We start from the raw sequence: 9,446 nt of genomic DNA, 5'->3' as shown, positions 1-9,446 counted from the left end.
GCGGGGCGATAGCTGGCAGTCCGGACTCTTCGTCTACAAGGGCGAGACGCTGGATTATTACGACTATGTCCGCCGCGCCGTGGCCGGTCACGACATTATCTACGATCCCGTCGCCGAAACGCGCAGCATGATGCGCGGGCTGTGCGACGATCTTCACTACCGCGGCATGGCGATCGACGTCGCCATGAAGGCGGGGCTCAACAACCAGTCGCAGCCTTCGCGATTGCCGGACAATATCTACGGCACATCGGGCGACTGGGAGACTTACTCGACGCCCTCGCGCGACGCCCGCCTCAAGGTGTCCTTTCAGGAGTTGAAGGACCAGATGGCGAAATTTCTCGAGATGCACCGCGCCGGCAGCCGCAATATCGCCTATGGCGGCGCCAATCTCGCCCGCGATCTCGCCGCCGCCTATCGCGAGGAAGCGACGGCCTGCAGCGTCGTCTGGACGGCAAGCGACCAGAGCGAGCGGCGCATGAGTTTCGAGGAAGCGCGCGAACGTCTTTTCGACTTTTCCTTCGATCCCTATCACTGTCCCGAACGACGCTGGGGCGCGCGCGGAGAGGAGCTTGCGACCTGTCCCGATGGAGACATCAAGCAGGCATGGTATGCGGCCGAGCAGCGACTTCGTAACCAGACCGAGCGCACCTACGATGTGAAAATGGGCTTTGCGCTCGATCAGCTTCAGGCACGTGTGCAGGGAAGCGGCGTGGACATGCCGCCAGATATCGACGTGCTGGCGATGCTTGATAAGGCGGAGAGCGAGCAATCGGCCTCTGCGGCGCCGCTGGCGTCGGCATCGAAACCCTGATCCGTCAGAATCGGTACCAGAGCGCGAGGGTCAGCGTTCGGTCCCGTATGATGTTGTTGCCGGCGACCGTCTGCATGTAGCCGAGTTCCACGGAAACCGGCGCCTCGATTTCCTGCACGATGGAAAGGCCGAGCTTGGTCGCGGCCACGCTCTGCGCGCCTTCGGCGCTCTGCACATGGCCGATCGACGCGAAGCTCTCGTTCTTGACGAGCAGCATCGTCCGGTCGAACGGCCTGAAACCCATCGTCACATTGAGCTTGATCTCGTCGGGTCCCGCCGGGCGAAGCCGATAGGCGCTGTAGGTGTCTGAGAAGCCCTTCACGCCGAGAAGCGAGAAGTTCTGTCCGGTGTAGACTCCAAGCTCGCCGTCGATATCGCCGCGATGCGAACTGAAGGCGTCGTCGCCCGTCGTCGAGCCGTGATACACGGCGAGCGCCTGCACCGCATAGCGTACGTCGCGCCATTCGCCGAGATCGAGCCGGGCGCCGGTTTCTATGCGTGAGATGGCGTGCTGGACGAACTTGGTGCCGAAATAGTTCGTCTCGTCATGCGTGAATGCCAGCGACGAGACGAGCGTGAGGCTCTTCGTCCAGCCATATTCGACATAGGGCGCGAGCTCGACCTTGCGATAGGCATTGTGCGGTTGGGTCTTGCCGGACGTATCATAGGCCTCGTTCGCCCGGGTCGTGCTGAGGGGCACGATGACGAGGATGTGATCCTGGGGCATCGGCCAAGCCCCGGCTTGCGCGGGCACACTTGCCCACGGTCCGCCTGCCCATACTGCGCAGAACACCCCGACCAACCGTGAAGGTTTCACGGGAAGCCCCCTCTATGTGCCCGATTATGATGTTGCGTGGTGGCCTTGCGTCTGTAAAGCCCGGTGCTTACGTTTCCGGTCTCATCCCCGCCGGAAGGAAATACCTTGTCCCGTTCCCAGGAAACCATCGACCTGCTGCTGAGCCGCCGTTCCGTCAAACCCTTCACGATGGTCGAACCCGGGCCGGACGACGCCGATCTCGAACTCATCCTGCGTGCCGGCGCCCGTGTGCCGGATCACGGCAAGCTCGCGCCCTGGCGTTTCATCTTGTTCAAGGGCGATACGCGGGCCGCTTTCGGCAAGGTGCTGCGCGACATCTACAAGGTGGAGGAACCTCGCGCCGATGAGAGCAGGCTGAAGATCGAGGAAGGCCGGTTGCTTCAGGCGCCGCTCGTCGTCGCGGTCGTTTCGCGCATCGTGCCAAGCAAGAAAGCCCCGGAATGGGAGCAGGTTCTCTCCGCCGGCGCGGCCTGTCAGAACATGCTGGTGGCGGCGACGGCTCTCGGCTTCGTCGGCGCATGGCTCACGGAATGGTATGCCTATAGCGCGAAAGTCGCCGAGGCGCTTGGCCTTGGCGAGAACGAGCGCGTTGCGGGGTTCATCTATTTCGGCAGTCCGAGCATGCCGAAGGACGAACGCGAACGTCCGGCGCTCGCCGACATCTGCACCGAATGGAAGGCCGGCTGATTTTCAATGCGCCGGGATGTCGCCATCCTGGCGCATCGCCGTGAGGCGACCCTGCCGCAGGGCGACCGTCTGAACCGCGGAACGGCGCCGCGCCTCCGGCGTATCCATGCCGAACAGGTGATGGCGATGATCGTAAGCGTAGGCGACGATTACCAGCACCAGCAGAATGCCGGTCGAAATACCGGCGCCATGGCTCTGGATATAGGTGAGGCCGGTAATCGCTATGCTCGCCAGAACGAGCAGCAGGGCGAAAGTGATCTTGAAGGCGCGCATCGAAATCTCCCGCTACGGATCGCCGCATGTGTGTGACTATAGCCTGTACCGACAAGAAAGCGGAAATGTGAAGCTTTATGGGCAGTGACGGCGACGAGGACGTGAATTTGAGCCCGAGGCGTATCAAGGCCGTGCTTTTCGACAAGGACGGTACGCTGTTCCATTATCACGAGACTTGGGGGCCAATTCTCCATGAGGCGGCGAATCTCGTCGCGCAGCAGGACAAGGCGCTCGTGCCGGGTCTCATTGAAGCTGCCGGATATGACGCTGCCAGTCGTCGCATCCGTGCCGGCAGTATTTTTGCCGGCGGCGAGACGGTGGAACTCGCCAGGGTCTGGCGTGAAGCGGGCGCGACACAGGAGCAAGCAACGCTGGTTGAACTGCTGGACGATCTCTTCACGCGGGAAGCCTCGCTCCGCTCGCACCCGGTGATCGATCTGCCGTCATTCCTTTCCGGACTCGCAGCGCGCGGTTTCATGCTCGGTATCGCAACGAACGACAGTGTCGCATCGGCTGCGCGTACGGTCGAACGTTTCGGCTTCGGGGAACTTCTCGCCTTTTATTGCGGCTACGACAGCGGCCATGGTGCCAAGCCGGGGCCGGGTATGGTCCATGCCTTCTGCGAGGCCGTCGGATTGCCGCCGCAAGCCATCGCCGTCGTCGGCGACAACAGGCATGACCTCGACATGGGCCGTGCGGCGGGAGCGGGGCTTTTGGTCGGCGTCCTCACAGGTGCCAGCGCGCGCGCCGATCTCGCACCGTATGCAGATGCCGTTATAGAGAGCATCGCCGATTTGCCCTCGTTGCTTGACGACTTCCGCTAGCCGAGGTCCCAGATCGACTTGAAATTGCGCGCTTCGCCGAGAAGCCGCTGTGCCGGCGTTTTCTTGTCGATATGGCCGATCAGGCTGCGATAAGTGCCGAAGCCGCATAGCTCCTGCAACCGCGGTTCGAAACGGCGGACGAGATCGAGCGGCATGCCGAGCTGCTGGTTTTCCTGCTGGCGAATATAGCCCGCGCAATAATTCATCGCGATGCCGACGCGTCGGGCACCGGATCTGTTCGCGCCGCCGCCATGCCAGAGGCTGCCATGCCAGATGAGCACCGAACCTTTCGGCATCTCAGCCGGAATGCTGTCATATTCCTGGCCGTATACCGGCGAAGTATCGCGTTTGTGCGATCCGGGAATGACGCGCGTGGCGCCATTTTCCTCCGTGAAGTCGGTGAGCGCCCACATTGAATTGCAGACGAACGGCACATGCGGTTTGGCGACCGGCATCACCTGATCGTCGGCATGGATGGGCTGTGCCTTCTCGCCCGGATCGATAGAGATCGAGGAAAGTGACGAGACGAGGCAACCGTCATCGAGTACGCCTTCGACGATGGGCAGAACCACCGGATGCACCGGAATGCGTTCGAATACATTTCCGAGAGCGAGAAGATTGTAGATGCGGATAGTGTGGTGGCCCTCGAAGCCGTTGCGCGCGGGTTCGATCCCGCGTTCACGCTCGAGGCGGAGCAATGCGGCGTTCAGTGCGACGACGAGGTCCGGTTCGATCGCGTTCTCGACAATCGTGTAGCCCTGTTCCTCAATGGCCGACAGGTGCTTTTGGGTATCCTGGTTCATGGGCGCCTCCCTCCCCGGAGCGATCATGACTAAGAAGCTGGCGCCACCATCGGCGTGGCGGACCGAGCCATCTCAATCATGTTTCACCATGCGGAAAAGAACCAGCCCGAATTTGGGAATCGGCATCGGTTATCTACGACCGATGAGGATCAAAATGGGACTCGAAGCCTCGCTCACGTACGAACTGACGGCCTCAGCGCCAGGTAATCGGCTTCACATCGAAGGCGAGGCTGATGCGCTGCATATCCCCGGCGAAGGGGAGCGTGCGATGAAAAAGATAGGATGGGAAGAAAAGCGCGTCGCCCTCGCGCGGCTCATAGGTCAACGTCTGAGGCTCGAACTCTGCCGCGAAATCCGGCGGCGGATTGCCGAATTCGATCCAGCCGTCGTGCGCTTCGCCCGTGCCCATCGTAGGCGGCAGCGCGACATAATAGACGCCGCTCATCCAGCCGCCGGCGTGGATATGTGCGTGCTGATGACCTCCTTCGGACAGCAGCGTTCCCCACATGTCGAGTCTGTAGGTCTCCGGTACCTGGCCGAAGAAGGGATGATGTTTTTCGCGTTTGATCGAGTCGAAATGTGCGTCGATGACCGCACGGAGCATGGTTTCGAAGGTCAGGAAAGGTTCACGCGGATCGTCGAGCAGCAACGCCGTTTGACCGCCCATGCGCGTCGCCTTGCCGGCGGGTTCCCATGTCACGGTCGGATCGTTGCGCAGCGCATCGGCCAACGCTGCATTGAAGTCGGCGAGCGACGAGAAGCCCGGCGGCGGCGTCAGCGTCTTGCGGGCAATGGTTCGTGCCATCTCGGCGCGGAAGCCGGCCGGCATCTGACCGAGCTCCTGCGCGCGTGCATAGGGGAACCATGCGGCGGCACGGCGTTCCGGTCCGAATTTCGCGAGCGCGCGATCGAAGATTTCGGCAGCCTCGCGCGGATCGCCGCGCCGGAGCTTCACGAGGCCGAGGCTCACATAACTGACGCCGTCCTGCGGGTTCAGTGTGCTCGCCTGCTCATAGGCGGCTTCGGCGGCGGCGAGATCGCCGCGCTTCTGTTCCGCATTGCCGAGATTGCCGTAGGCCGCCGCATGCTTTGGCGCGATCGCGATGGCGCGGCGAAAAATATCGGCGGCTTCGTCGGCGCGGCCGAGTCGTAGCACGACCATGCCGAGCAAAGTGAGCGTCGCCGCGTTTCCGGGTTCGAGCTCGGAGGCGCGGCGAAAGGCTTGTTCGGCGTCGGCGAAGCGCCCGGCACGCTGTGCGATCTGGCCGAAGGTCAGATGGAAAACGGCCTGTCCGGGAAAGGCGGCGGCGGCGCGCGCGTAGTGCTCTTCAGCTTCCGCCCAGAGTGCCTTGTGCTGCAAAACGCGGCCGAGATTGATCCATGGGATTGGCGAATGCGGCGCAAGCTCCAGCGCGCGGCGGACCATCGGCTCGGCCTCGTCGAAGCCGCCGCGTTCGAGCAGCACGGCGGCGAGCATCGACATCGTCTCGGCGTCGTCCGGCCGTTCCGTCATGAGCGCGCGGGCCAAGGTTTCGGCCTGACCCTTCTTGCCAGACTGGATAAGACCGAGAATCTCTTTACGCCGTTCGAGAACATTGACCGGCAATTGCGTCTGGTCGCTCACATTTACTTCCGTGCTTGGCGCTTCGATGCCTGGGTTTGGGCCACAAGCTGCACGGGGGAGGGCCGGACGTCAATATGCGGCGGTCAGGGCCAGGTTGTCATGCGCAGCATCGAGTCCGCGCATGACGCCCATGGGAATGACGCTTTTCGCGGTTACTCGGCGGCGGCCATTGCCGCCGGTGCTTGCTGAACGCCGCGGACGAGCTTGCCGGGCATCGCGCCCGTCGCCTCTCCGTTCTCGAAGGTAATCACGCCGCCGACGATGGTGGCACGGTAACCTTCCGAGCGCTGGATCATGCGGCGGCCTTCGGCGGGAAGATCGAAGACCATTTCCGGCGCGAGAATGCGCAAGCGGTCGAGGTCGATCACATTGATGTCGGCCTTCATGCCGCGCGCAATCACGCCGCGATCGTTGAGGCCATAGAGGCGCGCGGTGTCATGCGTCTGCATGCGCACCACCTGCTCGAGCGGCAGGCGAGGTCCGCGCGCCCGGTCGCGCACCCAATGCGTCAGCATGTAGGTCGGGAAGCTCGCATCGCAAATGACGCCGCAATGCGCGCCGCCATCCGACAGGCTGAGGATCGTCGCCGGATGCTGCATCATCTCGTGGATGTGGTCGAAGTTGAAAAGGGCGTAGTTGAGGAGTGGTAGATAGATGTAACCGCGGCCGTCCTTTTCCATCAGCATGTCGTAGACGATCTCGGCCGGATCGCGGCCCTCGCGGGCGGCAAGCGCGGCGACGCTCATCTCCGGCGTCGGTTCGTAGTCGAGCGCGCCGTCATTTTCGAGCCGGAACATGCGGTCGAAGCCCTGCGTCATGATCATCCCTAGCACGCCCATGTCCTTGGGCTTGTCGGCGAGGATCTGCGCGCGGACTTCCGGTTTCTTCAATTCGACGAGGCGCTGGGCGAAGGGAAGATGTGCGATCTGCGCGTAGGTGCCGCGGCTGACGAAGGGATGGATCGTGCTCTGCCAGCCGAGCACCATGCCGGTCGGTCGGCAGGCGATCTGCGCTGTGACGTTGGCTCCCTGCCGGCGCGCCTCATCGGTGAGCGCCAGCATGGTGCGCCACTTGTCGGCATCGACCGGCGATTGCAAAAGCGCATAGGTGACGGGAAGGCCGGTTTCGGCGGAAAGCGCCTTCATCCACTGGAATTCCTCTTCGGCAGGCGTCATGTCGGACGCCATCTCGAAGACCCCGTGTCCTGCCTCGCCGAGCGCGCGTCCGATACCCAGCAGTTCGCCCTCGTTGGCGAAAGTGCCCGGCACGGGCTCACCGTCCTTGGAAATGTGGAGCATGGTGCGCGAGGTCGAGAAGCCGAGCGCGCCGGCCTCGACACCTTCGCGGACGATGCGCGCCATCTCGGCTACATCTTCCGGCGTCGCCGGCTCGTTGCGCGCGCCACGCTCGCCCATCACATAGGCGCGTACGGACCCGTGAGGGACCTGCGTTGCGACGTCGAGAACACGGCTCTGGCGGTCGAGACTGTCCAGATATTCGGGAAAGGTTTCCCAATCCCACTTGATGCCTTCGGCGAGCGCCGAGCCTGGAATGTCCTCGACGCCTTCCATCAGCGTGATGAGCCAGTCGTGACGGTCGGGGCGCGCCGGCGCGAAACCGACGCCGCAATTTCCCATGACGACAGTGGTAACGCCGTGCCAGCAGGACGGCGATAGATAGGCGTCCCAGGTGACCTGACCGTCGTAATGGGTGTGGATGTCGACAAAGCCGGGGGTGACGAGAAGGCCTTTGGCGTCGATCTCCCGCCGCGCGGAACCAGTTACCTCTCCGACCTGCGTGATAAGGCCGTTATCGACCGCGACGTCCGCGATCCGCGCTGCAGCGCCCGTTCCATCGACCACCTTGCCGCCGCGAATGATGAGATCGTGCATCCTGAGCTCCTCCCAGAGCGATTGCTGTTGAGAGGCACTATAGACATCGCGGAGGGCTAAGACCAGAAAAATAGACCTCGGTCTATTTTAGTCCCAACTTCTTCCTGGCGCGTCGGCGCTAATCCTCATGAAATTGTCGCCTCGGCGGCCGGTTTCGAGCGGCTCCGTTGCCACGAAACGAGTTTTCGACCCAGCAGGTTGGATGGCTCCTCGATCAGCCTGTTGGCGAGAAAGGCGACAAGGAAGCTCAGCGGCAGAGCCACCAGCACGACGCGGAGCAGTGAGGATGCGCCCACGGCGTTCAGCGTCCCGAGCAGGATGACGTAATGGAAGAGATAGAGGCTGTAGGACAGTCGGCCGAGTTCGAGCAGCGGACGGACGGAGAGGACTGCCTTCAGGGCCGGCGACGAAATCGCGGAAATGACGATCCAGGTCGCGCCGGCAACGACGCCGAGTACCCCGAACTCCCGCGCGATGTCCACCCGGAAAAGATCGAGAATATCAGTCCTGCCGATGACGGGCAGGCAATCGGAGTAGAGGACGAGAGCGCCGAGTGCCAGTAACCAGCGCGTCCCCTGGGGGATACGCCCGTAAAGATCGACGATCGAATTTCGAGATTGTGCAATGACCGCGCCGCCGACGAAACAAAACTGAAGGACGAATGTATTCCGCACGGCCGTCGCCCCAATCGGCATCGCCATCCAATGCGCATGGGCGACGACCCCAGCTGCAACGATGAAACTCGCCGTCAGGACAACGCTCCCGCCGAACCTTCGCAAGAGCAGGTAGATCGGAGGAAAAACAAGCGACATCCTCATTTCGTGAATAAGAGACCAGATGACGGGATTGAGTTTGGTCACATCGAAATCTGCGACCATCGTAAGATGGAGAAGAACATCCTCGCAGGTCACGGATTTCCCTAGGAACATGTTCATCCAGCCGCTGAGTTGATCGAAATGCCGCGAGCCCAGAAGGGCGATCGAGCCCCCTGCGAAAGCCAGAGCCGCGACATAGGGCGGCCAGAGACGAAACACGCGTCGAACGACATAGTGAGAATAAGACATGTCGCAGGTCTCCAGCATCCGGTAGAGCGCAAAGCCCGACAGGATGAAGAAAAGCAGAACCGCCTGATGGCCCGCCCAGATGAGAGATATGGGCGTTCTGTCCAGGACGGGAATAAGCCTGTCCCACCAGGAATACTCCGGATAGCTCGTTCCCAGACACAAGACGACAAGATGCAAGACGACGACACTCAGCGCTGCCAGGCCGCGCAGCGCGTCCAGACCGCTTTCGCGATTTTCGGCGGACCTTGCCGCCGGCGGCGATATTGACATCGAAACTCCCCACCCCGAACAACGCCTCCTTCCGGGGTACAGGGACCTCGGGAGCCGGCGGATATAATTACTCTGGCACGGCCCTGCGCGCCGGTATCGTCTGACCCTGCGCATGGCTCTTCGCACTATTCGGCGCAGCCTGTTTGCGAGGCTTGCGGGCCGGAGCCGATGCGGTCTGCTTTGCCGCCTGTCGTTCGGCCAGACGCTGGCGCGCGATCTCGGCGGCGACGGCGAGCGACGTTTCGTCGGCAAGCTCGATCTCGTCGCAAGCCATGCCGATATAGTCGGCGAGCTTGTTGAGGTCGGGCATCGCCTCGCGCGCGGCGAGAAGGCCGAAATCGAGTTCGTCCGCATAGCTCGTGACGGTGATGTTGAGCGCTT

Annotated in this window: 10 protein-coding genes; 3 read left to right on the top strand and 7 right to left on the bottom strand. The window is 62.4% G+C overall.

Annotated features, from left to right (window positions below):
- Positions 1–811: hypothetical protein (locus VMR03_RS02195; protein WP_325401838.1), on the top strand; the 811-nt coding region annotated here is incomplete at its 5' end.
- A 4-nt stretch (positions 812–815) separates the two neighbouring features.
- On the opposite strand, the gene VMR03_RS02190 is transcribed toward VMR03_RS02195, so the two are convergent.
- Entirely contained in the window at positions 816–1,538 is a 723-nt protein-coding gene (locus tag VMR03_RS02190; RefSeq protein WP_325401836.1) for a hypothetical protein, read from the bottom strand.
- 195 nt (positions 1,539–1,733) lie between these two features.
- Here VMR03_RS02190 and VMR03_RS02185 point away from each other — a divergent pair, with 195 nt between their 5' ends.
- Entirely contained in the window at positions 1,734–2,315 is a 582-nt protein-coding gene (locus VMR03_RS02185; RefSeq protein ID WP_325401834.1) for a nitroreductase, read from the top strand.
- A gap of 3 nt (positions 2,316–2,318) precedes the next feature.
- Here VMR03_RS02185 and VMR03_RS02180 read toward each other — a convergent pair whose 3' ends face one another.
- Positions 2,319–2,588 carry a hypothetical protein gene (locus VMR03_RS02180; protein ID WP_325401832.1) on the bottom strand — a complete coding sequence of 90 codons (270 nt, stop codon included), beginning with the start codon at positions 2,586–2,588 and terminating at the stop codon, positions 2,319–2,321.
- 77 nt (positions 2,589–2,665) lie between these two features.
- Here VMR03_RS02180 and VMR03_RS02175 point away from each other — a divergent pair, with 77 nt between their 5' ends.
- Entirely contained in the window at positions 2,666–3,412 is a 747-nt protein-coding gene (locus VMR03_RS02175) for an HAD family hydrolase (protein ID WP_325401830.1), read from the top strand.
- Here VMR03_RS02175 and VMR03_RS02170 read toward each other — a convergent pair.
- The 5 genes from VMR03_RS02170 to VMR03_RS02150 all read right to left on the bottom strand — a co-directional run.
- Complete coding sequence (locus VMR03_RS02170) at positions 3,409–4,215, bottom strand: phytanoyl-CoA dioxygenase family protein (RefSeq protein WP_325401828.1); 807 nt, start codon at positions 4,213–4,215, stop codon at positions 3,409–3,411. The two genes, VMR03_RS02175 and VMR03_RS02170, sit on opposite strands and share 4 nt — an antisense overlap.
- A gap of 193 nt (positions 4,216–4,408) precedes the next feature.
- Positions 4,409–5,839, bottom strand: coding sequence for a tetratricopeptide repeat protein (locus VMR03_RS02165; RefSeq protein ID WP_325401826.1), 1,431 nt, complete (start codon positions 5,837–5,839; stop codon positions 4,409–4,411).
- A 152-nt stretch (positions 5,840–5,991) separates the two neighbouring features.
- Entirely contained in the window at positions 5,992–7,731 is a 1,740-nt protein-coding gene (locus tag VMR03_RS02160; protein ID WP_325401824.1) for an N-acyl-D-amino-acid deacylase family protein, read from the bottom strand.
- Positions 7,732–7,856: 125 nt separating this feature from the next.
- Complete coding sequence (locus VMR03_RS02155) at positions 7,857–9,065, bottom strand: acyltransferase (RefSeq protein ID WP_325401822.1); 1,209 nt, start codon at positions 9,063–9,065, stop codon at positions 7,857–7,859.
- A 67-nt stretch (positions 9,066–9,132) separates the two neighbouring features.
- The coding region (locus VMR03_RS02150) for a WS/DGAT domain-containing protein (protein WP_325401820.1) at positions 9,133–9,446 on the bottom strand (314 nt) is incomplete at its 5' end.

Origin of the sequence: Parvibaculum sp. (genome assembly GCF_035511255.1) — a bacterium.
In the GTDB taxonomy this organism is placed as follows: Bacteria; Pseudomonadota; Alphaproteobacteria; order Parvibaculales; family Parvibaculaceae; genus Parvibaculum.
Note: the sequence above shows the minus strand (reverse complement) of the source record. Positions and strands in the feature narration are given on the sequence as shown.

What these genes read in the sequence shown, in the direction of transcription:
- VMR03_RS02190 (WP_325401836.1), bottom strand. Translation starts at nt 1,538, where the DNA reads ATGCCCCAGGATCACATCCTCGTCATCGTGCCCCTCAGCACGACCCGG.
- VMR03_RS02180 (WP_325401832.1), bottom strand. Translation starts at nt 2,588, where the DNA reads ATGCGCGCCTTCAAGATCACTTTCGCCCTGCTGCTCGTTCTGGCGAGC.
- VMR03_RS02175 (WP_325401830.1), top strand. Translation starts at nt 2,666, where the DNA reads ATGGGCAGTGACGGCGACGAGGACGTGAATTTGAGCCCGAGGCGTATC.
- VMR03_RS02170 (WP_325401828.1), bottom strand. Translation starts at nt 4,215, where the DNA reads ATGAACCAGGATACCCAAAAGCACCTGTCGGCCATTGAGGAACAGGGC.
- VMR03_RS02160 (WP_325401824.1), bottom strand. Translation starts at nt 7,731, where the DNA reads ATGCACGATCTCATCATTCGCGGCGGCAAGGTGGTCGATGGAACGGGC.
- VMR03_RS02155 (WP_325401822.1), bottom strand. Translation starts at nt 9,065, where the DNA reads ATGTCAATATCGCCGCCGGCGGCAAGGTCCGCCGAAAATCGCGAAAGC.